22 protein-coding genes are annotated in these 26,596 nt (G+C 58.3%); 14 read left to right on the top strand and 8 right to left on the bottom strand.

Annotated features, from left to right (window positions below; genetic code table 11):
• Window positions 1-6 precede the first annotated feature (6 nt).
• Both ACR0A2_RS06005 and ACR0A2_RS06000 read left to right on the top strand, forming a co-directional pair.
• On the top strand, window positions 7-1,425 hold the full coding sequence (locus ACR0A2_RS06005) for a TolC family outer membrane protein (RefSeq protein WP_480444650.1): 1,419 nt from the start codon (window positions 7-9) through the stop codon (window positions 1,423-1,425).
• Window positions 1,426-1,498: 73 nt separating this feature from the next.
• On the top strand, window positions 1,499-2,272 hold the full coding sequence (locus ACR0A2_RS06000; protein ID WP_480618757.1) for a hypothetical protein: 774 nt from the start codon (window positions 1,499-1,501) through the stop codon (window positions 2,270-2,272).
• 3 nt (window positions 2,273-2,275) lie between these two features.
• Here the strand turns inward: ACR0A2_RS06000 and ACR0A2_RS05995 are convergent, their stop codons facing one another.
• On the bottom strand, window positions 2,276-3,733 hold the full coding sequence (locus tag ACR0A2_RS05995; protein ID WP_480834383.1) for a cobyric acid synthase: 1,458 nt from the start codon (window positions 3,731-3,733) through the stop codon (window positions 2,276-2,278).
• Between the two features lie 62 nt (window positions 3,734-3,795).
• Between ACR0A2_RS05995 and ACR0A2_RS05990 the strand changes: the two genes are divergently transcribed.
• Complete coding sequence (locus ACR0A2_RS05990; RefSeq protein WP_480444656.1) at window positions 3,796-4,365, top strand: cobalamin biosynthesis protein CobQ; 570 nt, start codon at window positions 3,796-3,798, stop codon at window positions 4,363-4,365.
• Between the two features lie 87 nt (window positions 4,366-4,452).
• Here the strand turns inward: ACR0A2_RS05990 and ACR0A2_RS05985 are convergent, their stop codons facing one another.
• Window positions 4,453-4,773: a DUF6280 family protein gene (locus ACR0A2_RS05985; protein ID WP_037310273.1), complete on the bottom strand. Its 321-nt coding sequence runs from the start codon at window positions 4,771-4,773 to the stop codon at window positions 4,453-4,455.
• Window positions 4,774-4,991: 218 nt separating this feature from the next.
• Here ACR0A2_RS05985 and efp point away from each other — a divergent pair, with 218 nt between their 5' ends.
• Window positions 4,992-5,555 carry an elongation factor P gene (gene efp, locus ACR0A2_RS05980; protein WP_152457470.1) on the top strand — a complete coding sequence of 188 codons (564 nt, stop codon included), beginning with the start codon at window positions 4,992-4,994 and terminating at the stop codon, window positions 5,553-5,555.
• Window positions 5,556-5,609: 54 nt separating this feature from the next.
• Here the strand turns inward: efp and ACR0A2_RS05975 are convergent, their stop codons facing one another.
• Both ACR0A2_RS05975 and ygfZ read right to left on the bottom strand, forming a co-directional pair.
• A complete protein-coding gene (locus tag ACR0A2_RS05975) occupies window positions 5,610-6,551 on the bottom strand; it encodes an ABC transporter transmembrane domain-containing protein (RefSeq protein ID WP_171119462.1) in 942 nt (313 codons plus the stop codon).
• Window positions 6,552-6,664: 113 nt separating this feature from the next.
• Window positions 6,665-7,402 carry a CAF17-like 4Fe-4S cluster assembly/insertion protein YgfZ gene (gene ygfZ / locus ACR0A2_RS05970; protein WP_480834381.1) on the bottom strand — a complete coding sequence of 246 codons (738 nt, stop codon included), beginning with the start codon at window positions 7,400-7,402 and terminating at the stop codon, window positions 6,665-6,667.
• A 73-nt stretch (window positions 7,403-7,475) separates the two neighbouring features.
• On the opposite strand from ygfZ, the gene ACR0A2_RS05965 reads away from it, so the two are divergent.
• The 3 genes from ACR0A2_RS05965 to ACR0A2_RS05955 all read left to right on the top strand — a co-directional run bounded on the left by ACR0A2_RS05965 (window position 7,476) and on the right by ACR0A2_RS05955 (window position 10,725).
• Complete coding sequence (locus ACR0A2_RS05965) at window positions 7,476-8,150, top strand: TIGR04283 family arsenosugar biosynthesis glycosyltransferase (protein ID WP_480834379.1); 675 nt, start codon at window positions 7,476-7,478, stop codon at window positions 8,148-8,150.
• An 866-nt stretch (window positions 8,151-9,016) separates the two neighbouring features.
• Window positions 9,017-9,787, top strand: a complete 771-nt coding sequence (locus ACR0A2_RS05960; RefSeq protein ID WP_480834378.1) for an alpha/beta hydrolase — start codon at window positions 9,017-9,019, stop codon at window positions 9,785-9,787.
• Between the two features lie 98 nt (window positions 9,788-9,885).
• Entirely contained in the window at window positions 9,886-10,725 is an 840-nt protein-coding gene (locus ACR0A2_RS05955; protein ID WP_480834376.1) for an EamA family transporter, read from the top strand.
• Between the two features lie 39 nt (window positions 10,726-10,764).
• Here ACR0A2_RS05955 and ACR0A2_RS05950 read toward each other — a convergent pair whose 3' ends face one another.
• Window positions 10,765-11,046 carry a hypothetical protein gene (locus tag ACR0A2_RS05950; protein ID WP_152457476.1) on the bottom strand — a complete coding sequence of 94 codons (282 nt, stop codon included), beginning with the start codon at window positions 11,044-11,046 and terminating at the stop codon, window positions 10,765-10,767.
• A gap of 210 nt (window positions 11,047-11,256) precedes the next feature.
• On the opposite strand from ACR0A2_RS05950, the gene ACR0A2_RS05945 reads away from it, so the two are divergent.
• Window positions 11,257-11,868: a hypothetical protein gene (locus ACR0A2_RS05945; RefSeq protein WP_171170427.1), complete on the top strand. Its 612-nt coding sequence runs from the start codon at window positions 11,257-11,259 to the stop codon at window positions 11,866-11,868.
• Between the two features lie 83 nt (window positions 11,869-11,951).
• Here ACR0A2_RS05945 and ACR0A2_RS05940 read toward each other — a convergent pair whose 3' ends face one another.
• The 3 genes from ACR0A2_RS05940 to parE form a co-directional block, all read right to left on the bottom strand.
• Window positions 11,952-12,920 (bottom strand): UDP-glucuronic acid decarboxylase family protein, encoded by a 969-nt coding sequence (locus tag ACR0A2_RS05940; protein ID WP_480834374.1) that lies wholly within the window; start codon window positions 12,918-12,920, stop codon window positions 11,952-11,954.
• Window positions 12,921-13,201: 281 nt separating this feature from the next.
• Window positions 13,202-14,077, bottom strand: a complete 876-nt coding sequence (locus ACR0A2_RS05935) for a hypothetical protein (protein ID WP_480444668.1) — start codon at window positions 14,075-14,077, stop codon at window positions 13,202-13,204.
• The gene (parE, locus tag ACR0A2_RS05930; RefSeq protein WP_480834373.1) at window positions 14,074-16,032 is read right to left on the bottom strand and encodes a DNA topoisomerase IV subunit B; all 1,959 of its coding nucleotides are present in this window, start codon (window positions 16,030-16,032) and stop codon (window positions 14,074-14,076) included. Before parE ends, ACR0A2_RS05935 begins: the two co-directional genes overlap by 4 nt.
• 353 nt (window positions 16,033-16,385) lie before the next feature.
• Here parE and ACR0A2_RS05925 point away from each other — a divergent pair, with 353 nt between their 5' ends.
• The 6 genes from ACR0A2_RS05925 to ACR0A2_RS05900 are packed head-to-tail and all read left to right on the top strand — an operon-like array spanning window position 16,386 to window position 26,498.
• Window positions 16,386-17,129, top strand: a complete 744-nt coding sequence (locus tag ACR0A2_RS05925) for a hypothetical protein (RefSeq protein ID WP_480834372.1) — start codon at window positions 16,386-16,388, stop codon at window positions 17,127-17,129.
• Window positions 17,130-17,177: 48 nt separating this feature from the next.
• Window positions 17,178-21,407 (top strand): PKD domain-containing protein, encoded by a 4,230-nt coding sequence (locus ACR0A2_RS05920; protein ID WP_480834371.1) that lies wholly within the window; start codon window positions 17,178-17,180, stop codon window positions 21,405-21,407.
• Between the two features lie 16 nt (window positions 21,408-21,423).
• Window positions 21,424-22,821: a S8 family peptidase gene (locus ACR0A2_RS05915; protein WP_171639774.1), complete on the top strand. Its 1,398-nt coding sequence runs from the start codon at window positions 21,424-21,426 to the stop codon at window positions 22,819-22,821.
• A gap of 30 nt (window positions 22,822-22,851) precedes the next feature.
• Window positions 22,852-23,307: a hypothetical protein gene (locus ACR0A2_RS05910; RefSeq protein WP_152457484.1), complete on the top strand. Its 456-nt coding sequence runs from the start codon at window positions 22,852-22,854 to the stop codon at window positions 23,305-23,307.
• Window positions 23,300-24,274 carry a polyprenyl synthetase family protein gene (locus tag ACR0A2_RS05905; protein ID WP_480444673.1) on the top strand — a complete coding sequence of 325 codons (975 nt, stop codon included), beginning with the start codon at window positions 23,300-23,302 and terminating at the stop codon, window positions 24,272-24,274. The genes ACR0A2_RS05910 and ACR0A2_RS05905 overlap by 8 nt, the downstream gene beginning before the upstream one ends.
• Before the next feature lies 1 nt (window position 24,275).
• Window positions 24,276-26,498 (top strand): geranylgeranyl reductase family protein, encoded by a 2,223-nt coding sequence (locus ACR0A2_RS05900; RefSeq protein WP_480834368.1) that lies wholly within the window; start codon window positions 24,276-24,278, stop codon window positions 26,496-26,498.
• Window positions 26,499-26,596: the final 98 nt, after the last annotated feature.

The raw sequence follows: 26,596 nt of genomic DNA, 5'->3' as shown, positions 1-26,596 counted from the left end.
TTCGGTATGCGTGGTTCAGCGACAGGCAAGCTGGTCAGGGCATTCGCAGTGACCGCAGGACTTGCCATCAGCGTTATGCCAGGGCGTCCGGCGTGGGCTGACAACATAACAGACGCCTTCATCGGCGCGTATAATACAAGCGGCTTGCTGGAGCAGAACCGGGCGCTGCTGCGCGCGGCAGATGAAGATGTGGCGATCGCGCTTTCCGCGTTGCGACCGATCATCAACTGGACTGTACAGGTCAGCCAGGATTATACCCGGTCTCGGACCAGCAATGTGGTCACAACGACCGAGCCGTCCCGGTTTTTCACCGGTCTGGGGCTAACTCAGCTTCTGTATGATGGTGGCGCTTCGGTTCTGGGCAAGCAATCGGCGCAGGAGACGGTTCTGTCGACCCGGCAAACCTTGATCGACATTGAGCAACAGGTGCTCATCCGCGCTGCAAATGCTTACCTGGGCGTGCTGCTACAGGAAGAAACAGTCGCAATTCGCCAGAACAACGTGGATGTTTCGGCGGAAGAGCTTCGCGCATCAAATGATCGCTTCGAAGTTGGCGAAGTGACGCGTACGGACGTGGCGCTTTCCGAGGCGCAGTTGGCAAGTTCTCAGGCTGATCTGGCGGTCGCTCGTGGTGAACTGAGCATTGCGCAGGCTGAGTATGTCAATGCGGTCGGCAAGGCGCCAGGGAGGACGGCCGGTCAACCCAGCCTGCCCAATCTTCCACGGAGCGAGGCAGAAGCGATTAGCCTCGCGCAACGCAACCACCCGGCGATTCTGTCGGCGCAGCATCAAGTCCGCGCTTTTGATCTGATTGTACAGCAGCAGCGGGCCAACCTTGGGCCGAATGTCAGTTTGAATGCTGATGCGGGTGTGCGTGAAAGCTATGACAACAACGACTATGTGAATGACGCGACCGTGTCGCTGGACTTTACACAGCCGATTTACGCCGGTGGCCGGTTGGCCGCGAATGTGCGGCGCGCTATGGCAAACCGGGATGCGTCTCGTGCGAATCTTCTGAACGTACAAAAGAATATCACACAGGGCGTTACGGACCGGTATGCAGCGTTCCAGGCAGCCAGTGCCAGCCTCAGGGCGTCGACGGAACGGGTTCGTGCATCACAGGTTGCATTTGACGGCATCAGGGAAGAAGCGACCTTGGGTGCCCGGACCACTTTGGACGTTCTGAATGCTCAGCAGGATTTGCTGGACGCGCAGCTGGCCGAAGTGGCGTCGCGAACGGAACGATCGCGCGCAGCGTATCAGCTGTTGCAGGCGCAGGGCCTTTTGACGGCAGAACGTCTTGGCCTGGCGGTTCAGATTTATGACCCGACTTTGTACTATAATCTGGTCAAGAAAGCCCCCGCGCGTGTCAGCAAACAGAGCAAGGATCTGGATCGAGTCCTCAAAGCGTTGCGTCGGGACTAACCGGCAATACTATTTGTTGTAGGGCTCGGATTGTTTGGCTACACTCGATCCAACGATAGAGCGGTAGAGAACAATGTCTGATAATGTCGTGAAAGCAGGGATCGAAGACGTTCTGTCTTCGGTCAAACGTCTGGTCAGTGAAGACAGTCGCGGTAAATCCTCCTCGGATCAACAGGGTGCAACGCGCAAGCCGGGGCGTTTGGTGCTGACGGACGCGCTGCGCATCAGCAAACCTGCTCAGCCCGAGGTCACGCCCGCCAAGCCGTCTGCTGATGTTGCCGACTCGGCCAAGCCGATGCTGCTGCGTGCCTGCGACATCGTCAGGGCAGGTGATCCTGCCAACACTGCGGATGACGCGACTGAGGGACATTCCGCGGAAACCGGCTCAACCGATGATCCCGCGATCAGCCTGAGTGCCAAGATCGAAGCGCTGGAAGCGGCGATTGCGCAAACCGAGGATCAATGGGAGCCGGATGGCGACAGCGCAGACGCCTATTCCGGCACACCGACGCATTCCCTACCGTGGAACGTCGAAGAGGAGTTTGCGGCCGCAAGGACCGTCGTTCTGACTGATCAGGAAGATACAGACGATCCTCAGCCCGAGTCCGCTTCGATACAAAACGCAGAGTTCATCCGGGCGGGACGACCGGCTGAATCCGATCGTGCCACTGAAGTCGTTGAAGACGTTTCGACAACGGATTTGGATGAAGAAACATTGCGTGAGCTGATCGCGGAAGTTGTCCGCCAGGAATTGCAAGGCGCAATGGGCGAGCGGATCACGCGAAACGTGCGCAAAATGGTGCGGCGGGAAATCGCGCGCGCGCTCGCCGCGAAAGATCTGGGATAAGATTCAGCCACGCTGTGGTGGCTGGGCCAGGCTCAGCATCAGGTCAAGATTCATGTGGCGCTCCAGATGATCGGCAAGATCATCGAGCGCCCGCTCGACTCCGTCTTCGTAGGCAATGTCCGACGTCACGCCCAGCGTTGACAAATAGCGGGCACGAAATGCGTCTGACGAGAAAATTCCGTGCAGATAGCTGCCCTTGACCCGGCCGTTGCTGCTGGTGGCGCCTTCTGGTCTGCCTTCGATCTCGAGCCATGCGCGGGCGCGGTCAGGGCCGTCGGTATGGCCCATGTGGATTTCGTATCCGCTGACCGGTTCTCGGTCTGGCAGGGCATGGGCGGAACGCAGGATGACCTGTTTCTGCCCGCCCATTACGGTATCGACGTTCAGCAACCCCAATCCATCAACTTTGCCCGGCCGGCCGTCCACGCCATCAGGATCGGAAATGGTCTTGCCCAACATCTGATAGCCGCCGCACAAGCCTAGGACATGTCCACCGCGGCGAACATGTGCATACAGGTCGATATCCCAGCCCTGTGCACGGAAATAGCTCAGGTCTCCGATCGTGGACTTGCTGCCGGGAAGCAGAACCAGATCCGCATCGCCGGGCAGGGGACGCCCGCCGGGGATGACCTCGACGCTCACGCCGGGCTCGGCAGACAACGGATCGAGATCGTCGAAATTGGCCATACGCTCCAGTTGGGGCACAACGACCTTGCACGCGCCGCCGGTATGGGAACGGATGTCCATCATGTCTTCGGCCGGCAATTTCCAGGCGTCGTGAAACCAGGGCACGACCCCAAGGCAGGGCCAGCCTGTTCGGGCCGAGATATCATCACGGCCTTCGTCAAACAGGGACACGTCGCCCTTGAAGCGGTTGATGGCAAAACCCCTGATCTGCGCCACGTCGCCTTCGTCCAGAACGGCCTGAGTACCAACGATCTGTGCAATCACCCCGCCACGATGAATGTCCCCGACCAGAACGACAGGGATGTCCGCTGCACGGGCAAATCCCATATTGGCGATGTCACCTTTGCGCAGGTTGGTCTCAGCCGGGCTGCCAGCGCCCTCGATCAGAACCAGATCAGCGTCGGCGCAGAGCCTGTCAAAGCTTTCCAGCGCTGCGCCTAGCAGCTTGGATTTGTCCTTGCGATAGTCACCGGCCTTCATCGTGCCAGCGCGCTGTCCCTGAACGATAATCTGCGCGCCGGTATCCGTCTCGGGTTTGAGAAGAATAGGGTTCATGTCCGTGTGCGTTGCCCGCTTTGCCGCACGGGCCTGAAGGGCCTGCGCGCGGCCAATTTCGCCGCCGTTTTCAGTGACGGCTGCATTGTTCGACATGTTTTGCGGCTTGAACGGCGCGACCCGAAGGCCCCGGCGCGTGTAGGCGCGCGCCAGCCCCGCCACCAGAACCGATTTTCCGACGTTGCTGCCGGTCCCTTGAATCATGATGGCGCGAACCATGCCTTGTCTCCTATAAGTCTGGGCGCAGATGATCTGATTTGAGCCGAAAGGGAAAGCCCCGGATGAATACGCCTGCGCATCTTTTGATCGGGGCTGCCGTGTTCGCCCGGCCGCCGCAAGGACGTATCCTCTGGGCCGCGCTCGTGGGAGCGTTATTGCCGGATCTGTCCCTATACGTGATGGCGGGCGTGTCCCTGTTTGTTCTGGGCATCCCCGAGCAGGTGGTCTTCGGGCAGCTTTACTTTTCCCCGGCGTGGCAGACCGTATTCGCCATAGACAACTCCTTTATCCTCTGGGGGCTGACATTCCTGCTGGCAGTCTGGAGAGGTTGGCATGTTCTGGCTGTCGGTGCAGCGGCGGGTCTGTTGCATCTTGCGACAGATTTCCTGCTTCATGCGGGCGACGGACGGCCACAGTTCTGGCCCATCAGCGACTGGGTGTTCCACAGCCCTGTCAGCTATTGGGACAGCGACCATCATGCCTTGTGGGTGGCTCCGGTGTCAGCCTTTGTTTGTCTGGCTGCATATGTTCTGCTTTGGCAGCGTGGATTGCCGGTTTGGGGCAAAGCCCTGTTCGCAACCATGCTGGCGGCTGAATTCTGGGTGGTGCGGCAATGGTTGTTGTTCTTTTGAGCCGTTGGCTTCATGCCTGACGATCAGGCATAGAAAAACGCGCTCTGATAGGCAGAGCGCGTTTGTTCAATCCAAATCTACCTTGGTTCAGGCAGCTTCGGCCTGCTGTGCAGCGTTGCGGCGTTCGCTTTCTTCCCGCGACAGGGCGACCGAGGTACGGACGCCGCGTCCAACGAATTCCATCAATCCGCTGACAACCCGTTCGTTCGGGTCAATTCCTGCGCAGGACAGAACTTCGCGCCCATCGCGCGAACGCGCCCAGCGGGCGATTTGTTCGGGGCCATTGCCGTATTTCTTGTCATCGGCGATAGCATCATCAAGCGCAGCCAGGACAACGGCCGCGAAAAGTTTGCGCGCACGATTGCCTTGCTCATTGTTAAAGGCAGTGCCGTCAACGAAATCTCTCATCTCGTCTTCCTTGTTGTTCTTGCTCTTGCATTTTCGGCGTGAGGGTCCTTATGACCGATTAGGTGCGATTCGGATACAGCTAAAATGCATAGTTGCGTTGCGTCACTTGCATGGCTCGCTGCACCTGCAGCACTAGGTGTCGTTGTCTTGTCAGGTGTGATCCCGCCAGATATAGGGACCGCAACTGATGCATCAACCGTTTGTGAAGGATTTATGTAATGCCCAAGATAAATGGGAACGAAATTCGCCCCGGCAATGTGCTTGAGCATAACGGTGGCCTGTGGGCAGCGGTCAAGGTTGACCATGTAAAGCCGGGCAAAGGCGGAGCTTTTGCACAGGTGGAGCTGCGCAACCTGCGCAATGGCTCGAAGTTGAACGAACGCTTCCGCTCGGCGGACAAAGTCGAACGCGTGCGTCTGGAGCAAAAGGATCAGCAATTTCTGTACGAATCCGACGGAATGCTGGTGTTCATGGATTCAGAAACCTACGAACAGATTGAATTACCAGCAGAATTGCTGGGTGACCGCCGTCCGTTTCTGCAAGATGGCATGACCATTGTTGTCGAGTTCTACGAAAGCGAGGCGCTGAACGCGACGCTGCCGCAGAAAGTGACCTGCAAAATCGTCGAGACCGAACCGGTGGTAAAAGGTCAAACGGCGGCGAACTCGTTCAAGCCCGCGGTGCTGGACAATGGCGTGAAAGTCATGGTTCCCCCCTTCATCGGCCAGGACGAAATGATCGTCGTGAACACGGAAACGATGGAATACTCCGAACGCGCGTGACGTTTCGTCACGTTACGTATCAGGCCGCGCAGGCACCCGCCGCGCGGTCTTTTCTTATGCGTTGGGTCGATAGCGATAGCGGGTTGGATCCGGGCCGAACAATTCCAGCATCAATTCGTATTTGATACGATTGGCGCTGACCTGACGATAGAATGCGATCAGAAAGGCAGTGGGTCCCTGAATGCGGCTGAGCCCACTGGTGGCGGCCACCACGGTGCCCACATCCGTTTTGCCGTGCAAGACCAGATATCCCCCCAGCATCAGGATGCCGACGGTGCCGGCCCCGTTGATCACGCTCAGCAGGAACTTTGCCGAAAGTTTCCACAGGAACATCCGCCGCCGCGTGTCGTAAATGTCATCGAACATGATGTTGATATCCCGCTCGACGGCTTCGATATCCTCGGTCGTCAGTCGGTCGGTGGCACCGCGCAGAATGCGAACCCGTTCCGCCACGAAAGTGTTCACTTTGCGCTGCGAGACCAGAACGATGATGATTTGCGGCACGATCATTGACAACGCAATCAGCCCCAGACCTGGTTGCGTGGACGAGATATAGCCGATGACGCTGATCAGCGTTCCAATCTGAACGACCGGATCCGAAAAGGCTCCACCGGCAAACTTGCCCAACTCTTCGGCTTCGGCTGAAATGGCGGTGGTCATGGTGCCTTTGCGCAGGCCTTCGTCTGAATCCTTCAGGTCGGTCGAACGCCAAAGCAGGCGTTGGCGGATCAGCCGGATCATGTCTTCGCCCAAGGTTCCGGCGCGATAGCCCAGTACCCATTTCAGGGCGAGGCTCAGCAGGATGACGGCCATCATGCCGATGCCCAGTTGGATCAGTTTTTCGGTCCCGACATCGTCGGATGTCAGGTGGTTGACGATGTCGCGCTGAAACTCAAGCGGCACGGCGGCAAGGCCCGCAATTGCGACGGACAGCATGATGAGGATGATCTGCCGCCCCGCACTGGCGCGCCAGATCGCGGAATAAAGTCGAAACATGCGGGTATCCGGTTCGTCCTGTTTGCCTGCACTTTGGCAGTGCAGGACAACGGGTTCAAACTTTTCGATACAAGCTGATGCGCGGGTCGTGCCGATTTGGCAACAAGGTGGGCTCAGTCCTCCAGGCGCACTGTGGCGTCTCCGGCCTGCATCTCAGGGCCTGCACGATCAAATCGCAGATACGCGATCCCGTTTCCGCCGGCCTGTGTGTACAATGTTCCGACAGGTTTGCCATTTGCACTGACCTCGGTCCCCACCGGGGCCGAGCCCTGGACAACGACGCGTCGCAGACCTTTGCGCAATTCGGTTTTGTGCTTCATGCGCGCGGTCACTTCCTGCCCGACATAACATCCTTTTTTGAAATCCACGCCATTCAGCGCTTCGAAGCCAGATTCCAGGATGTAACTGTCCGGGGTCAGTTCAATGCCTGACTCGGGAATGCAGTGCCGGACGCGCAGTGCATCCCAGTCGGTTCCATCATCGCCCTCGGGTTCGGGGGAGTAGCTGCGCCAGCCCATGTCCGGGTGGCGGGGATCGGGCAGGGCGGTTTCCGGCGCAGCCTTGGTGCCGCGTTGCAGGTTCAGATCGGTTCCCTCGATCGTCACATCCGCTCGCAGCTTGTACATCGTCAGACGTTTGACCAGATCATCCGCAAGGTGTTCGGCCACATCCAGAAGAACTCTGTCGTCATTTCGTTTCAGGAAGAAATCCGCCAGGTACTTTCCCTGCGGAGTAAGCAGAGCAGCGTAGACCAGCCCGTTGTCCAACCCCTTAATGTCGTTGGTAATCAGATCCTGCAAAAAGCTTTCGGTATCCGAGCCGGACAGGCGCAGAATGCGGCGGGTGGGCATGGCTTGGTCCTCGTCATTTCCTCAGACCTCGTGATATAGGAAGTCCCGATGCCAAGACCAGAGGTTATCAGACGTGCCCGCGCCTATTACCGTCGTAGTCCCGACCCTCAACGCTGCCGACGCTTTGCCCGAATGTCTTGGGGCTTTGATGGAAGGGGTGCATGCCGGGTTGATCCGGGAATTGATCATCAGCGATGCCTGCTCAACCGATCACACGCCGGATATTGCGGAAGAGGCCGGTGCGACGGTCGTGACCGGCCCCCCATCCCGAGGCGGCCAGCTGCGCCGAGGGTGCGCGCAGGCCAAAGGGGATTGGCTGCTGATTCTTCATGCGGATACAGTGCTGCAAAAGGGGTGGAGCGAGACCGTCAGCGCCCACCTGCCTTCAGCCAAACCTGCTGCGTTTCAACTGGCGTTCCGCGCGCGCGGGATCGCGCCGGCCTGGGTGGCTGGCTGGGCCAATCTGCGCAGCAGGATGCTGGGATTGCCCTACGGAGATCAGGGATTGCTGGTTCCGCGTCACACCTATCAAGCGGCAGGCGGGTTTCCCGACCAGCCGTTGATGGAAGATGTGGCTTTGGTGCGCGCGTTGCCAAAGGTAACTGTTCTGAACACACGCGCCTTTACGAGTGCGGAGCGGTATGAGCGGGCGGGCTGGATTCGGCGCGGTTCTCGGAACCTGTGGACTCTTCTGCGTTACTTTCTTGGGGCTGACCCGCAAGCTTTGGCGCAGACGTATCGTCGCTGAGCGTGGTGCGCAACTCGACCACGGATTTCCCCAACCGAAACGGTGCCGCAAAACTGACAAGGCATAGGGCAACGATTTGCAGGACAAGAATATGAGCATTGTCCTGTAGGTATTCCCATTCTTCTTTCAGCTTCCCGACCTGCGCGATCAGGTCATCGTAGCTCTGCGCAAGTATCAGATAGTCGCCTGCAATCGCGGGAACCTTGCGACGCATGTTGTCAATGGCGGTCTGTGTGTTTTCGTCCAGTGATGTGAAGACTAGGAACTGGTCGATGTCAAAGGCATCGGCTTTGGCGGCCATGTCACGTATTTCGTCCTTTTCGTCCTTCGACTGACCCCCAACCAGGAAGTGAAGCCCCTGTAGGGGGGCCACTTCGTTCGTGACCGCGATGAACAGGGGCAGTTCCGAGTTGCTGGCGGTCGAAGCTGAAAGTAACTCAACTTTTTCGCATAATACGGCGGTATCCGGATCATAGGCCGGATCACAGAACCGCAGGCGGAACCGGGCCGCATCCCTGTCAAATGCCAGCGTCGCGGCATAGGCCACGTCGATCTGTCGGTCCAGTCGCGAGCTGTCCGAGGTGTAAAGCCCGGCCAAGACAGCGACCAATGCCCCGATGCCACCCAGCACAACCCATACCAGATCAGCCAGTTTCCACGCCCGGTGCCCTGCCGGTTTGCGAAACAGAAAGGCAGTGCCGATTGAGCCGATGACAAAGAACAGGATCAGCAGGGGCAATTGATTGTCGGTCACAAAACTCATGCGTCCAATCTTAGGACCTGTGCTTCGACCTGCAACAGGGATCACGGGCAGTTGTAACGTCTTACCATATCCCCATACTGTAGGCAGCGCAGGGGGGACTTCGATGACCAAAGAAATCGTTCTTATCCACGGAGCATTTGCCGGACCTTGGTGCATGCAGGATTACGCGACCTTCTTTCGGGACCGAGGTTGGACGGTTCACGTTCCTGCCTTGCGTTACCATGACGGTGACCCGAAAGCGGACCCCGACCCGGGTCTGACCGATGCCAGTGTCATGGACTACACCAACGACATCGCCGATTTTGTACAGGGACTGGACCGCAAACCTGTCATTTTGGGGCATGCCATTGCTGGGGTGGTGGCGCAACAAGTGGCGTCTCGTGGTTTGGCCAGTGCCATCGTTCTGATCAATCCCAACGCGCCTTGGGGCACCTTACCCGAAACCGATGATGAACGGGCTGTACCGCGCACCTTGATGGAAGGCGGCCCATTCTGGAAGCAGCCGATGCGGGTCGGGTTTGATTTGATGGCCCCGTTTGCTTTGAACAAGATGGATGAGGCGCAGCAGCACGCTGTATTCGATCAATTGGGCGCGGAAAGCGGGCGCGTGATGTTTGAAATGTTCTTTTGGATGTTCGATGACCATCATGCAATCAAGGTTGATTTCGACAAGGTTGACTGCCCGGTTCTGGTGGTCTCGGGTGCCGAAGACAGGGCTGTTAACCCCGATACCTGCCGCGCACTGGCAACGCGCTATGGGGATCGCGGAACCTTTTTGCTGGTCGAAGATCATGCGCATTTCCTGTTCATGGAGCCGGGTTGGGAAGGGCCGGCCTCGAAGATCGAGACATGGCTGACAACCCAGGTGACCTGAAACGGGCTTGACAACGATCCATCCTTTGCAGACATGGCGCCAATTGAATGGGGCAGTTGACCCTTTTGGCGCGAAATCTCTGCGGGAAAGGTCCGGACATGACCCTGTTCGTTGTCCTTATTATTCTGTCGGCTGCTTTGCTGCACGCGGTGTGGAATGCTATCGTGAAGACAGCGGCGGATCGAACTTCCATGCTGGGTTTGGTCGCTTTGGGTCAAGTGCTGCCTGCGGCGGTCATGGTGATGGCTCTGCCGCTGCCAAACCCAGAGAGCTTTGTTTACATCCTGCTCTCGACCGTTGTGCATTTCGGTTATTACTTCATGCTGGGAAAAGCCTATCAGCATGGTGATCTGAGCGTGGTCTACCCCATCGCCCGTGGAATTGTCCCGGCGCTGGTTTCGCTTTGGGCAATGGTCCTGGTCGGAGAAGTGCTGCCTTTTCAGGCCTGGACCGGTATCGCCCTGATTGGAGTGGGTATCCAGCTGAGCAGTTGGAAAGCTCTGCGCTCGGGCGTTGGGCGCAGCGCACTGATGTTTGCGCTGGGCACCGGGTTCTGCATTTCGATCTATTCGGTCGTTGACGGGATCGGCGTTCGGCTGTCGGGCAACACGCTCAGCTATTGGGCGTGGGGGGCGTTTCTGCACCTGTTCATTGCCGGATTTGTCGGGGTGCGGAAACGTGCGACCCTGAAAGACCTGCCAGCCAAAGTGTGGATGATCGGCATTCTTGGCGGGCTGGTATCGATGACAGCTTATGGTCTGGTACTGTACGCCAAGAATTTTGCACCGCTGGGCGCGGTTTCGGCGCTGCGGGAAACTTCGGTCATCTTTGCTGCACTGATCGGGTTCGTATTCCTCAAGGAAGGCAACCGGGCGCGACGGTTGGGGGCCGCGGTGCTCATGGCCGTGGGTGTCGCCCTGATCGGAATGGCAGTCTGATCCGGCTAAGAAGCCCCGGGCGACAGTGATATTTCTGGCTTAGCGGCCGACCTGAAACGTGCTTTGTGGCTTCCAGTGCATGGTGCCCTTGTCGCTGCTTACACATCGCAGCAGGCGTTCCTCGCGCGTGTTGATCGTGTCAGTCACGGTGTTGTCGCCAAAGATCACGATGAAGGAATCCGGTGAATAAGCCAGCCCCTTGTAATAGCAAAACCGTGTTTCCGCCCCGTCCGGGATCGGAGATGCCAGGCTGAGCGTCTGTTGCGCCGGGGCCTGGGTCGCCAGCATGGCAAAGGCCAGCCCATAGGTCAGTGTTTTCATGTCGTCCTCTCGTCCTGCAAATCTGTTGTCGATCAAAAAGGGTTTGGACGCCCGGACCTCAATCATGGTTTCTTGTTTCAGCAAGTTTGAACGAGATCAACGGGTTAGGCAACGAAAATCCTACACGCGCAGCGACAAGCCAAGGGGGCGATTTTTACGGTCGGTCACTTCTGTGGTAACATGGCCGCATTGTTTAAGGAGAATTGAGAGATGTTCAGACCCTCTGTGCAAGCGATTATGGATGTCATGTCCCAAAAGGGTTTTGTGGTTTTCGACACCCCAACTGTCGATTGGAACCTGAACATAGTGGGCATTCGCGCCCACCCGGTTTCACCCAAGAAATTCGATGATGTCATGACGGTGTTCCACCGGTTTCTTGGCGTTTGGGATATTGCCTATTACCCGATGACTGCCGATCCCAGCGATCACTACCTGAAGAACCCGATAAACCCGGATGGGACGGCCATTCTGGCGCCGGGGCAATATCGGTCCTGCTACAAGATCGATATTCATAAACGAGGCCGGCCCGGAGGCCACAAGGCGCTGTGTCAAAGGCTGGGAAATGTTACCGTGTTTCGGGACAACAACAGGGATGGAAACCTGAACCTTGTTAATCCTCAAAGCGGGATGTTCGGCATAAATCTGCACAAGGGGCCAAACAACGGTGACGATGACACTGCGAATACGATCTATTCCGCCGGGTGTCAGGTATTCGCCGATCAGCGTCACTTTGCCGAGTTTCTGCTGAAATGCGAAGCCGGGCGCGACGCGTTTGGCAACAAGTTCACCTATACGCTGCTGGATCAGGCAGATTTCGAATAAGGCGATGCCTTGCAAAGGTTCTGCAAGCGCCGGGGCAGGACAGGGGCTGGGGGCGTGCCCGGATCTTAAACCGGGCCTTGGCCCTAGGTCCCGACTTCGGCCTGAAGGTCTCGGAAATACCGGATGGTTGCGTGCAGCCCTTCTTTCAGTTGCACTTTAGGCTCCCAGCCCAGCAGGGTCCGCGCCAGTGTGATATCGGGCTGGCGCTGCTTCGGGTCATCCTCTGGCAATTCCTTGAAACTGACAGGGGTCTCGGCCCCCACAAGGGCCTGCACTTCGCGGGCCAACTCGTTCATCGAGAATTCGTTGGGATTGCCCAGATTGACCGGGCCGGTGACGTCTGAGCCGGTCTCCATCAGGCGGATGAACCCTTCGATCAGATCATCCACGTAACAGAAAGACCGGGTCTGCGTACCGTCGCCAAAGATCGTGATCGGATCACCCGTCAGGGCCTGCATGATGAAGTTCGACACGACGCGCCCATCTGCCGGGTGCATTCTGGGCCCGTAGGTGTTGAAGATGCGGGCGACCTTGATCTCCAACCCCATCTGCCGGTGATAGTCGAAGAACAAGGTCTCGGCGCAGCGCTTGCCCTCATCATAGCAGGATCGCGGGCCAACCGGGTTGACGTTGCCCCAATAATCTTCGGTCTGCGGATGGATGGTCGGGTCGCCATAGACCTCGGAGGTTGAGGCCTGAAAGATCTTGCATTTCAGCCGCTTCGCCAGACCCAGCATGTTGATCGCACCGTGAACGCTGGTCTTGGTCGTCTGCACCGGGTCGTGCTGATAATGCACGGGCGAGGCAGGACAGGCGAGGTTATAGATCTCGTCGACCTCCACAAACAGAGGGAAGGTCACATCATGGCGCATGAACTCGAACCGCGGGTTGTTGTGCAGATGGTCAATGTTGCGCTTGGTGCCGGTGAACAGGTTGTCGACGCACAAAACCTCATGCCCCTGATCCAGAAGCCTGTCGCACAGATGCGAGCCCAGAAACCCGGCCCCACCGGTTACGAGAACACGTTTTCGACTGTCATAAAGGCGGGCCATTGCAAATCCTTAATCGTTAAATCCAAGCCAGCATGTCACGGGGAAGCCGGGTCTTGGTTTGATTTGTAAACCGAAGGCGTTTGAATTGCAGTAGGTTTTGGTTTTTTGAGGACGCGTGTGGTGTTGGTGCGTCTTCCTATCCGGCCAAGCTTGATGCAAGGCATCAAGCACGCGCCTAACCCGCCCCCCAAGGCGGGCGCGAGGTTAGTTTTGAGGTAGAAGGGATGTTCACTCATTTCGTTACAGTTGACGTGATAGCACACGCGCCAATTTTACGATTGTCAACTTCCGCCAAATTGCTCGAAGTCCTGAAGCAATGCTTCCGCCAAGCCTGAGTTCAAGAATTTTTCTGGGTCTTTAAAGATTTGTCTGCCAACAAGTTGTTTTTGTTTTTCCGACATAGCACTCAAGATTTTTTGCGCCGATGACGCTCTATCTTTAAACAGACTCCATGTCGCAGAGTTCAACAAGGTGTCAGGAAGCGGAAACTCGCCCTCTGAACAGCGCACGAAGCTTTTCCCCAAAATCTGCTTGTCGTCGCGTATTTTGCCGAAGAAGATGATTGGACCTAGCTTAACGTAAGTGGCAAGAAAACTGCCACTTGGAGTGTAAATTGTGTCCCTTTCAACGGACCGTTTTACCCAAGTATTCCAGTTTGACGGCAAAGATGGGTCATTAAAGCCATCAAAATACCCAAGGTGGAGAAAGTATTGGCTATACTCTCCGGGATGCTTGGACGAGCCGGTAAGAAATTGTTTCCAGCTTCTCTCGGCTTTAAACAAAAGATCCAGCGAAGATGGATCATATTTGTTTTCGATTCCTCGATACAACTGAGATTGTACAGTTCGTAGGGCTAGAGAGCAGGCAAAGCGAGAAAGCCAAGAGCCATACTTTGCCGGTATTTCACCACTTCCAGTAGCAGCGTCAAACAGTCGCTTTTTAGCTTTTTGCTCCCACGTTGAAAGTGTTGTTTCGCATTCTGAGCAATACAGGTAGTGCCTATCGCCATCCTGCACCCTTTTATTTGGGTTAGCTCCGGCCCGTAAAAATGGAGTTCCACCGGTATTGATTAACCAACGAAAAACAAACTTGGGGATAACGTGGCTGCTATGAAGGTTCGCCTTCTGTCCACAAAGCCAACACGTTCCTACCCTCAAACATCCAACTCCTCCACGAACCGCGCGTTCTCCTGAATATACTGGAACCGCAGTTCGGGCTTCTTACCCATCAGACGTTCGACCAGATCGCCGGTCTCGCCGGGTTCGTCCTCGTCGATGGTGACCCGGATCAATTTCCGGGACGCGGGGTCCATCGTGGTCTCTTTCAGGTCCTTGGCGTCCATCTCACCAAGACCCTTGAAGCGGGACACGTCGATCTTGCCCTTGCCGCCCAGACCTTTCTCAAGCCACTCATCCCGCTCGGCCTCGTCCAGACAGTAAACCCGTTTGGCCCCTTGGGTCAGACGATACAGAGGCGGGCAGGCCAAATAAAGGTGGCCTGCGTCAATCATGGGCCGCATCTGGGTGAAGAAGAACGTCATCAGCAAGGACGCGATATGCGCCCCGTCCACATCCGCGTCGGTCATGATGATGACCTTGTCATAGCGCAGATCGTCGAGGTTGAACTTGCTGCCCAGCCCTACGCCCAGCGCCTGCGTCAGGTCGTTGATCTCGGCATTGGTGCCCAGTTTCGAACTGGCCGCGCCCAGCACGTTGAGGATCTTGCCGCGCAAGGGCAGCAGGGCCTGCGTTTTGCGGTCACGCCCCATTTTGGCCGAGCCGCCCGCCGAGTCGCCCTCGACGATGAATAGTTCGGTGCCTTCGCGTGTTGAACTGGAACAGTCCACCAGCTTGCCGGGAAGACGAAGTTTTTTAGTGGCGGACTTGCGTTGTGTTTCCTTCTCGGCCCGTCGGCGCAGGCGTTCTTCGGCCCGCAGGATCAGGAAGTCGAGGATCGCGCCGGCGGATTTCGTGTCGGCGGCCAGCCAGTTGTCGAAATGGTCGCGCACCGCGTTTTCGACCAGCCGCTGCGCCTCGACCGTGGCAAGGCGGTCTTTGGTCTGGCCGACGAATTCCGGCTCGCGAATGAAGCAGGACACCAGTGCGCAGCCCCCGGCAATCAGGTCTTCCCGCGTGATCTGGGCGGCTTTCTTGTTGTTGATCAACTCGCCATAAGCCTTGATCCCCTTGAGGATCGCGGCCCAGAACCCGGCCACATGGGTGCCGCCCTCGGGCGTCGGCACGGTGTTGCAGTAGGATTGGATGAACCCATCGCGTGAGGGCGTCCAGTTGATCGCCCATTCGACCTTGCCGGGGGTTCCGAATTTCTCCTGAAAGTCCACGGTTCCGGCAAAGGGCTGCTCGGCATAGGTCGACGAGCCATTCATCGTCTCTTTCAGGTAGTCCGACAGCCCGCCCGGGAAGTGGAAGGTGGCCTCGGTGGGCGTCTCGCCGTCGTCTATGGCGGATTTCCAGCGGATTTCCACGCCCGAGAACAGGTAGGCTTTGGAGCGGATCGACTTGAACAGTCGGGCGGGTTTGAACCGGTGGTGGCCAAAGATCTGGTCGTCCGCGTGGAAGGTGACTGTGGTGCCGCGCCGGTTGGGGGCGGCGCCGACCTTTTCCACTGGGCCCAAGGGGACACCGCGCGAGAAACGTTGTTCATAAAGTTGCTTGTCGCGGGCCACCTGAACGACCATCGAATCCGACAGCGCGTTCACCACCGAGGCGCCCACGCCGTGCAGACCACCCGAGGTCTGATACGCTTTGCCCGAGAATTTGCCGCCCGCGTGCAATGTGCACAGGATCACCTCGAGTGCGGATTTGTCCGGGAACTTGGGGTGCGGGTCGATCGGAATGCCGCGCCCGTTGTCGCGCACGGTCAGGGCGTAATCGGCGTGCAGTTCCACCTCGATCCGGTTGGCGTGGCCTGCCACTGCCTCGTCCATAGAGTTGTCGAGGATCTCGGCCACCATGTGGTGTAAAGCGCGTTCATCCGTGCCGCCGATATACATACCAGGTCGCTTGCGGACCGGTTCCAAACCTTCGAGCACCTCGATCGAGGAGGCGTCATAAGTTGTGGTCGCTTCTGGCGTCAACAGATCGTCGGGCATGGGTGCTGCTCTTGTTTTTGAGTTTCCCCCATTATGGCAGGTGATGTGGTCCGGGGGAAGAGGGGCGCGAGGTGTTGTGGACGGATTGAAGGCGTGGGGCCGCGGGATGCTTGCACAATGTGGCGGCGTCACGATTGGCGGTTTTGCTTGAAACCACCACCCCTCGCCGTGGCGCGGGAAGGTCCAGCACTGCCATTGTCGATAGATGGTCAGGGCCTGTATTCCGGGCTGCATTTCTCGCGACAAACCCGTCCGATAAAACCAGCGACGCGACAAATAAAGTTACGCGATCGGGTTGAAGTCAGCCTTGCGGCCTCTCCGGCTCATTGACGGAATCGCTTTAAAAATATATCGTGAAGGAAGACTCCCAAAGTATCTATCTATCAGTTCCAAGCGTTCAAGAGTTACGTTTATTTCGTAATTGGAAGGCTGCTATGGCTACGTTTCAGGACGTTCAAGCAGCAGTGCATGATATTGCTGCCCGTTTGAATGTCACCCCAGAGCTTGCTCGTGCTGCGCTGATTAACCCCGTGTTGGCGCTTGAGGAGCTTGGGTTCGATTTGGACCTGTCTGGCCGACTTGAGCTGGAGGACAGAGCGCGGTTTTCCAAGAAACAGATCGTTGTACGCAAAAGTTTGCGTAAAAAGATTTTCGCCGCGTCCGGGCATGAATTTGACCCCGGGCAGGAACACGATCTTGCTGTGGTACTTTTCGACGAGTTGAAGCTGGTCGATGATACTTCGAAACGCCCTGACCTGTCTCCCTTGTCCTTGCCGATGCGAAAAGTGCGCTACTCCACCTCCAAAGTGAAGGTGGCCAGGGTCAAGGCATCGGAAATCGCGCGCCGGTTTCCCAGGAAAGCCAAGGGCAAATCCGTCGCCGGGATCGATCCAAGTTTGACTGAGCCCGTGAAGATTTCCGATCCGCTGGAAGCACTGGGCAAGGCGCACAAAATCATCTCTCCGTTACTTGCCTACCGGCAACTTGATGCATCGACACCGCGCTTTGCGACCGAGGCGCTGTATCGTGCCGTGCGAACCGGGAAACGTAGGCTGGTCAATATCACGCCCCGCGCCGTTGTCACCGGCACTGCTTGAAGACACCCGGGCGCGATTCCCTCGCGCCGTCACACCGAGGACGTCAGGATGGCAAATACAAGAGGATATCAAGTTGTCGTCGAAGCCTCGGAAGAGGTCCTGCGAAAGGTCATTCGGGGGGCGTGGAAGTCCGCGGAATGCGACGATGATCCCGGCGATGAAGGCCGCATTCCCGAATTCATGGATGTTCCCGCAGGTGAAACCTTTGGTGGTTTTGTCGTAGCTGACGGGTCGGTTCAGATTCCCGAAGACCAGTTGGACGCCAGCTTGCGCCCGGACATCACCGGTGCCGAAATTCAACTTGGTGTCCTGATCCAGATCGAAATCGAAAACCCCCCGGTTCCATCGGCGCAAATGCTGACGATGACGGCCGATCTTGCTGCGGCTGCGCCGATCGGTCTGATTCCCGAGCGTCAGGATGTGGGGTGGCTGTTGGATGGCCTGCCTCGCAACCAGGTGTCCGCCACGCTGACCAGCGGCGATCCGATTGCGTCCAATATCGAGTTGTTCGCAGGCGAATTCGTGGACAAAGCCTATGAGAACGGCGGCCCCGGCGGACCGATCGATCCGGCCTTTCCTTCCATCCCCCATGTCATCGATGAGACCGAGCTGCAATTCGCCTTGGGAGCGTTGACGACGGATGTCCATGCGGAAATCTTCAACGACGCCTCGGATGCGACGCACGATATTGAAACCACCGTGTCAGGCGGTGACATAACAATTTCGCTGCCGGTTTATCTACGGATGTTCAACATTGTCGTTGGGCCGACGGTACAGCTTTTTTTCAATCCGCAGGATCCCATGGGGATCGAAACGCGGATCAACATCACGGCACCTTTCAGTCGGGTCGGTTCGGAATTCCGCACGGATTTGAACGCGGCCACCGTTACCGTGGACGCGATCACCCCCGCCGGTCCTGAATATGGGCCAGAGGGTGACAATTACATCGACAACCGTGATCAACTGGCGGCGATCCCGTTGGTCGCGATTGACCTCGACGCCCAGATTTCCAGTGAACTGGTGTCGCGGGGGCAGGAATTGGCCAGTGGGCTGGGCGAGATTTCAATTGCGGCCCCGACAGTGGCCGAGATCGAAGAATTCATCGGCGACTTTTTTCATCAGGATCTTGAGGCCCGCGATTTCGTTTACATCTGGGGACCAGAGGCAACGGACGAAGAGTTTGAAGTCGACAGCATCACCGTCGGCGTGACAAACGAGTTTCTGGCGATCGCCTTGAACGATGATGGCGGCGGTGACGTAGGCGGGCTTGCCAATTTCATTCCTGCTGACAGGGATTTTGCAATTGCCATCAGCGCGGCCCAGGTTGAAGCATCGATTGAAACGGCGCGCATCGAAGCCGAATTGTCGGATGATGACCTTCCGAAGACCTTTACACCTGACGGGCGCGAAGTCCGGCTGACCGATTTGGACGTCAGCCTCAGGGCAGGGGCGATCAGAATATCGGGCAAGGTGACGGTCGTAGACGCGATCCTGGGCAGCATTGATGTGGATGCCGACTTTTTTAATGATGTCGGATTGCGCTGGCAGCCGAATGGTTCGCTGGGCCCAACCGGTGGACAGCAAATGGATCACTTTGAAATCGACAGCGATGTCGATCCCGAAGAATCCGTGCTGCTTTGGGTGCTGACGGCAATCGCCGCGATATTGTCATTCGGCGCTTTCGGAATTCTGGGCGCATTGGTCGTTGTGATCGTGGCCCTTGTCGTCCGGGGAATTGCCGAAAGCATGGGCAGTGAAATCCTGTCAGATGAAGTTACGAATACGGTCACGGGTATCACCGGCTGGCCGGAGAACCTTGCCAGGATCGGGCGGGTCGAAGCGGTATTCTCGGACCCCATCGTGATTGATACCGACGGTCTTGAAATTGCCGGAGACTTCACTGTCATAAGCAGTTGCGAAGCCACGGATGTCGTCCCGGCGGATTCGGGCGGGGCACGGTCGGGTGCGGCCGCATCGGCCATGTCGCTTGCGGCTGCGAATGAACATCCTGACGCGGGGTACGAGTGGTTGCCGGGTGACGGAACACCGGCCGCGGTCTTGCCCTCGATTCAGCATGTCTATGCTGCAAGCGGTGTCTACACCGCAAAACATGCGCTGACGATCAACCAGCCGGGCGGAGCGCGCAGTCGCAGTTTCTCGCTTGTTACCGTCGAAAATGTGCCGCCGACAGTGGATGCCGGCCCTGATCTGACGGTGCAGGAGGGTGAAGAGGTCACTCTGGTCGCACGGTTCCGAGATGTCGAATACCCCGACACCCACGAGTCCATGTGGTATTTCGGTGATCACCACGCGCCCAAACCCGGCGTGATTTCTGAAACCAATGCTCCTCCTGCGGCGACAGGCACGTCGACCGTGACCCATGCCTGGTGCGACAATGGCGAATACACCGTCACGGTGCGTATTCGCGACGTCAACGGCGGCGAGGCCATCGACACCCTGCGTGTCACCGTTACCAATGTTCCGCCCGAGGTCGAAGCTGGCCCTGACCTTTATGCATATGTCTGCACACCGATTACGCTTGTCGCCGATTTCCGGGATCCCGGCTGGTGCGACACGCATACGGCCAAGTGGGATTTCGGCGATTGCAGTGAACCCCGCACCGCCCTGATCGAGGAAACGAACGAACCACCGGCAGCCGAAGGCACGGCGACCGCCTCGCATATCTATGAAAAGTGTGGTGACTTCCGGGCCATCTGTACCGTCATGGATGACGATGGCGCCTTTGGTCAGGACGACCTGACCGTCCGGGTCGTGCATTTGCTGAACCCCGGTTTCGAAGATGGTTTCCGTTCGCTTCCAGCGGGCAATGTCGGTCGGTTCTGGACACCCTATGCATGGCTGACCGACTTGGCAGCCTTTCACGCCGGAAAGGGAAATCCCGTTCCGCAATTGGCCCCGATCCCCGCCGATGCCTTTGACTGCGAAGGTTGCATCGTCCGGACCGGGGACAGGTCCCAGCGGGTCATCGCGCAGCGCGGCCTTCGTGTCGGGCTGTGGCAATCGCTGGGCTCAAACCCGGGATGGGATTATGAGTTCTCGTGTTGGTTCGCGAAGGAGGCTGGCAACGCAGGCGGCTATGCTTTGGGGTTGGACCCGCGCGGTGGTGATGATCCGCGGGCGCCCTGGGTGGAATGGTGGACAGGCGATCTGGACGGTGCCTGGCGGCAATTGCGGGGCCGCGTGACAGCGGAAGCCGAAGCCGTGACAGTATTTCTGGAGTTCAGCGGAGATGATCCGCGCAACGATGCGCTTGGCTATGTTGATGATTGCGCTTTCATCGCGATTCAGCCGCATTGTCCGGAGCAGCCGAAGCCCGATCCGGAAATTCCCCCGCGTGAACGTTGCATTGATTTTCGCGACCAGAAACTGCCTTCCCGCCATCCGGTATTGAACGTCGGCGGTGTGCGGTTCCTGCCGACGAAGGGCAGCGTTCTTCAGATCATTGGCGGGTTCCAGCCGCAAGGCACACCCAAACTGTTGCTTTCCATCGCCGGTGTCTTTGCCCATCTGCCGGTCGTTGCTGACTGGGCCCGCCTCAAGTTGAGCTTTGCTGGCGGAAAGCCCATAACGATCATCGCGCTTGATGCGGCGGGCAATGTCCTGACGACCCAGACAGGAACGCAGCAGCAGGGGGTACAGGTCATCGAGGTTCAGGCGAGCGGTATGGCGACCCTCGCAATGCGTGCGCAGGAAGCAGCGTTGATCGAGCTGTGTTTCCGGCCGGAACACCCGCGCAGTACGCCTTCGGCAGAGCCTGAACCGGGGCCCGGCATTGTCGTGAACCCGCGCTTCGACCGTGCCGTCGCACCGGCCATGTTCAGTGCAGAGACGACCACGGAGGACAGAACCTTGACCGAAACCAACAGCCCCCATCCGTTCGGCCTGTCCGAGGCGGCTTGGGGCAAGCTGGACACGCAGCTGCAATCGGAATTGGCGAAGGCCGCAACAGACGGCGATGATGGGAACTCGGTGCAGGTCATATTGCGCTTGGCGCCAGGCACCGAAGGCAATGCGCCCTCTTTCCGGCGCGCCGAAACGAAGGCACGCGAAGATTATTTCCGCCGACGCACACGGCCCCTGGTCGGTACCCTGGAAAACCTGGGCGGTGACGGGATTGCCGAACTGTGGCTGATAGACAGTGTTGCCGTTGAACTTTCGCCCGGGGCCATCGCGACAATGGCCAACGATCCTTCCGTGGTGATGATCACCCATTCCACTAAACGTCAGGCCATTCCTGAAAACCCCACAAGACCATGATCTAAAGGAGCACGAAATGTCCGAGTTAAGCCGGGAACACGTTGATCGCTTCGAAAGAGCGGAACGTCGTGAAATCGAGAAGCTTCGTGCCGAGTTTGGCAGCGAGTCCATTTCGAAGATGGACAGCATTATCTTGCGCGACCTCTTGGCCAACCGAAAAGAGGCGCGCCTGAACGCCCTGCTTGGTCAAACGGAAACCGCCCAGCTCCCCCGGCATCGCGTGCTGGTCTCGCTGCGCAGCGGCAGGGCATCGCCGGATCGCCCGCCCCGTGCGTTCGACCGGCGCCAGCGCCGCCGTTCGATCATGCAACACCGACGCCATGGTGAAGACGTGGTGGGCAAAATCGCCAAAAGCTTTGAAGAGCGGGGGATTGAGGTCGAACGGTCGTTTTGGCTGACTCACAGTTTGGTTGTCCTTGCCGATGACCAGCGCCTTACGGATATCGCGGGGCGCGCCGATGTCCTAAAGATGGCTCATTGCAAAAACCAGATCCTGATCGACCTGGACAACAGTCGTCCGCTGATCAATGCCGATGTCGTGGAAGCCAGCGGGATCAACGGTGCCGAAGTGGATGTTGCCGTTCTGGATACGGGCGTGGACCAGACACATCCCGAACTTGCCGGAAATTTCGGCACCCAACAGGATTTTACCGGCGAGGGCTTAGGCGACCTGAACGGGCACGGTACGCATTGTGCGGGTGTTGTCGCCAGCAATGGCGCGACGTTCCGTGGTGTCGCCACGGGGGCGGTGATCCACGACTACAAGCTGCTGGATCAGTTTGGCAGCGGGAACGCTCCCAACTGCGTTGCGGCAATCCAACAGGCCGTCGCGGACGGGATGGATGTTCTTTCCAATTCCTGGGGCTTTTCCCACAGAAACGGCAATTGGGTCGATCCGGACGGAACATGCGTTTTATGTGTCGCCGCTGATGCGGCTTCGACCGCCGGGGTGACCTTTGTGGTGGCCGCGGGCAACGAGGGAAATGACAGTTGCGGCACCTATGACACACGCATTCGCTGTCCGGGTATTGCGCAGAGCGTGATTACCGTCGGCGCAAGCGATGACAGCGACAACATGGCCGGTTTCTCCAGTCCTGGACCAACGCCGGATGGACGCGACAAACCGGATGTCACCGCCCCCGGCGTGGATATCGTGGCATCGCGATCGGCGACCGGCAATGATATGAATGGCGGCGCGACGGTGATAGATCCGCTTCATCTCGAGGCCAGCGGCACCTCGATGGCCTGTCCTCATGTCGCCGGGGTCGCGGCGCTGATGTTGCAGCGAAACCCGACACTTCTGCCGGCTGACATCAAGGCAGTTCTCATGGCCACCGCCGTCGATATCGGCGCACCGACCACGCAGCAGGGCGCCGGGCGTGTGGATGCTCGGGCGGCGGTCGGCTCGGTTTGATTTGGATATTTTGGAACGGAGGATACGAACGTGGCAGACTATGAACAGCGGATGCAGCCGGAAGAGGGTGCAAAGGCAGTTGAAAAACTGGCCGAAGATGCTTTGGCGGGTTTCAAGGCGGACGCCAAGAAGGAATATGCTGAACTGGTCAAGCAGTACGAGGGCGCCAGTGCAACGGTTGGTGTTTTTGGTATGGGGTCGGTCGAAGTTTCGGTGATGAGCGGTGAAGTTCTCATCAACCCGAGCCAAAAGCGCAAAGGGAAAGGCCGGGGCGTCGGCGCGATTTCACCGGAAGCACTTGTGGCCATATCCGAAGGCAGGATGACCGTAATGGACGCTTTCCACCGTGGTGAGATTGTCGTTCGCGCCGAGTCCGCAGCATTGCACGAGGGCTACGACAGTTTCATCAGGAACTCCGAAGCGGCGCTCAGGTCGAAGCGTTTGCAGAAGACGCTGGCGCAGTTCCGCAAGATTGCGGATGTCTGACTGGTTGCAAGACGAACAGGTCCGGGCCACGATACCCCAGGTTGAAGCATCCATGTTGGATGCCGTCGCCTCGGACCAGCCGGGATTCGAAGAGATAGCCCACTGGCTTATCGGGGCTGGCGGGAAACGGTTGCGGCCAATTCTTCTGCTGCTTACCGCGCGAAGCCTCACCGACACAGAAGGCCGCAACCGCGCAATTCAGGCGGCGGCGGCTGTCGAAATGATCCATGTGGCGTCGCTCTATCATGACGACGTCATGGACCGGGCCGAACTTCGGCGTGGAGCGGAAAGCGTGAACCGTCGCTGGTCTTCGCCCATCGCCAGCTTCGCCGGAACATTCATTCTGGCCCGTGCAATAAACCTGTTGGAGTCCATCAGCCCAAAGGCCTCTGAGCTGGCTGGCAAACACTGCGCTGCGCTGTGTCTGGGGCAGTTGCGCGAAGCCGAAAACGCCTACAACGCCGATTGGACCATTGAAGAGCATCTTGAAATGCTCGAGGACAAGACGGCCGAGCTGTTTGTTCTCGCCGCATCGTTGGGGGCGATGTTGGCGGACGTAAGTGATCAGGATCGAGACGCACTGATCACCTATTCAAAGTGCCTGGGCCTTGCGTTTCAACTGCGCGACGATGTTCTGGACTACATTGCAAGCAGCGCGGAACTTGGAAAGGGGTCCGCCTCTGATCTGCGCGAAGGGGCCTATACGATGCCGGTGCTCCTGTGCCTGGGTCAGAACGGTCAGGCCGCCGATGAATTGCGAGCCAGGTTGAGGCTGGCTGAAATGCAGGATGCGGATATTTCGCGCGCTGTAGAGATCATTCGCAATTCGGGCGCGGTGGAAGCCACGGAACAGTTGGCGCGGGACAAATCCGAAGCGGCCGTACAGGTCATCTCGGGGCTTGACGATCATGTGCTGCGCGCCTCGCTGGCAAACCTCGCCCGGCTTTCGGTCGAAAGGAGGGCCTGACATGGACGGTTACGGCCCTCTTGCCGAGGATCTGCCGCTTGCGACACCTGCGGAGGCCGCGGCCGAGACATGGGACGCCGTCATTGTCGGTGCGGGGCCCGGCGGCAGCGCTGCCGCCATCGAGCTGACGCGGAGAGGTCGAAAGGTCATTCTGATCGATCGTGAGGATTTCCCTCGGGACAAAAGCTGTGGAGACGGAATCACCCGGTCCGGTATCTCTCAGCTGAAACGCCTCGGCATCCTGTCCGCGCTTACAGATCAACAGGAGGTCGAAGGCGTGCGTGTCCATATGCGCAACAGGGGCCACCGGGATTTTCGATACGAGGGCGAAGACGACTATGGGCTGGTTGTACCCCGTTTGATACTGGATGACTGTCTTTTGCGTCAGGCCCGCGCGGAAGGAGCGGCTTTCTTGCCGAAATGCCGTGCCGACGATCTGGTAACGGATGAAAGCGGGACTGTCACAGGTGTCACCGCTCGGATGCAGGATGGCACGACAGTGGTTCTGACCGGGTACATGGTCATCGCCGCAGACGGGGCCGCGTCTCGATTGGCGAAAGCAGCGGGATTGCGGGAAACACCGGAACAAGGCTATGGCACCGCGCTTCGCGGTTATGTCGATGGCTGCGGAGACACTCCGCCACTGCTGGAAATAATGCTGCCGTTGACTGATGTTACGGACCGGTACTTGTTGCCGTCCTATGGCTGGGCATTCCCAACGGGGAAGGGAACTGCAAATGTCGGTGTCGGGCTGTTCTGCAGGGCGTTTGACACCAATGTCAGAACATTGTTCGACCAATTTCTGGACGTGCTCCGAAAGGATTATCCGGAATATTCGGGCATTCAGTTGTCCGGTACGACCTTGGGGGCACCGCTGAGGTTCGATTTCGCACCGGAACGCGCCGCCCATTCAGGTCTGTTGCTGGTAGGGGACGCCGCCGGTCTTATCAGCCCGTTTACAGGCGAAGGAATTAGCTTTGCGCTGGAATCCGGTGCGCTTGCGGCGCAAACCACTGATCGATGTCTCCGCACAGGGGCAGGCCCTTGGGTGGCGGCAGACGACTATGCGCTTTTGTTGGGGGATCGCTTTGCCGGGTACTTCACGCTCGGGAACCGCGCAAGCCGCCGATACGAGTTCATCTGGCGCGTGTTGGACGATACGTTTGAAAGCGAAAAGCCGGTCCACAACATGCTGCGCCGCGCCGTTTTGGTGCCTGAAGGCACGGGCGGTGATGTGGAAAGCGCCATGTTGGATGACGTGTCGCCCCTTGTACGCGTGCCCGAGATGCCGCTTGGGGACGACCTGCGCGATGTGGGCGCACGCCTCAATCACATCGTGCGCACCGATTGGCCGTTTCTGACGCGCATGTCCTTCGCGGGCAAGCGGGCTGACATGGTTGCGTTTCGACCTTCGCTGTTGCTTTTGCTGACGTCCTATCTGGGTGATGTTGAGGCAAAAAGGCGTCGTGCCGCGGCCACGGCGCTGGAACTTGCGTATCTGGGGTTTCTTGCCCAAAGCGGCATTCGAGGGATCGAGTCTGCGGCGGTAGCAGCCGACGCCAAGGCCAATTGGGGCGACAAGCTTGGGATACTCACAGGTGATTATCTTCTGGCGAAGGCGCATGAAGTCGGCGCACGGGACTGCCCGGATCTGGTGCCATCAATCCTGAGTGCCATGGCCTCGGCCTGTGAAGGCCGGGTGTCCGAGCTTCGGACCGCATGGCAACCGGATCTGGCGGTCGAAAAGCGCATCGCGCAGATGCGGCAATGCATGGCTGCATTCTTCCGACTGCCTTGTGAACTCGGTGCGATGCTTGCCGAACAAAACGATCTGTCAGACGCCCTTCGCGACTATGGCGAGAATCTTGGCCTGGCTTACCTGCTGACCGAGGATGAACTGGCCCTGGACCGCCCCCCGGGCAGCACCCCATTTGCGTCAGACCTCTCGAGCGGCCTGTTCAGCGTGCCTGTTCTCGAGGCAGCCCAGCGGCAAACCGGGGGCGCGGCAGTCCGTGCTTTCCTCAGTCACCGCGACCCTGCGCGGTTTTTGGCAGAGCTTTCTCCGGCCGCGCGCCATATAAAGAGGCAGAAATTGCCTGAAGAATACCGCGATCAGGCAATAGCAGCGCTAAGCCCCGTGCCACGGGGCGGCGTAGCAAAATCGCTTTCGGCGCTTGCAGGTTACGCGGTAAGTCGACACGTCCCAAAACGCCGCGTGCTGTAAAAGTGCGATCCAGGTTCAGTGGTGTCCCGCTGTAGGTCAAAAGCGCAACCGTTCGCGTTGCCTTGCCCCATGCGCCGGGTGCTTCATTCGGGGGCAGG

This window comes from Ruegeria sp. H8 (genome assembly GCF_056532905.1).
The sequence above is the reverse complement of the archived record's forward strand: the minus strand, read 5'-3'. Positions and strand labels throughout refer to the sequence as shown.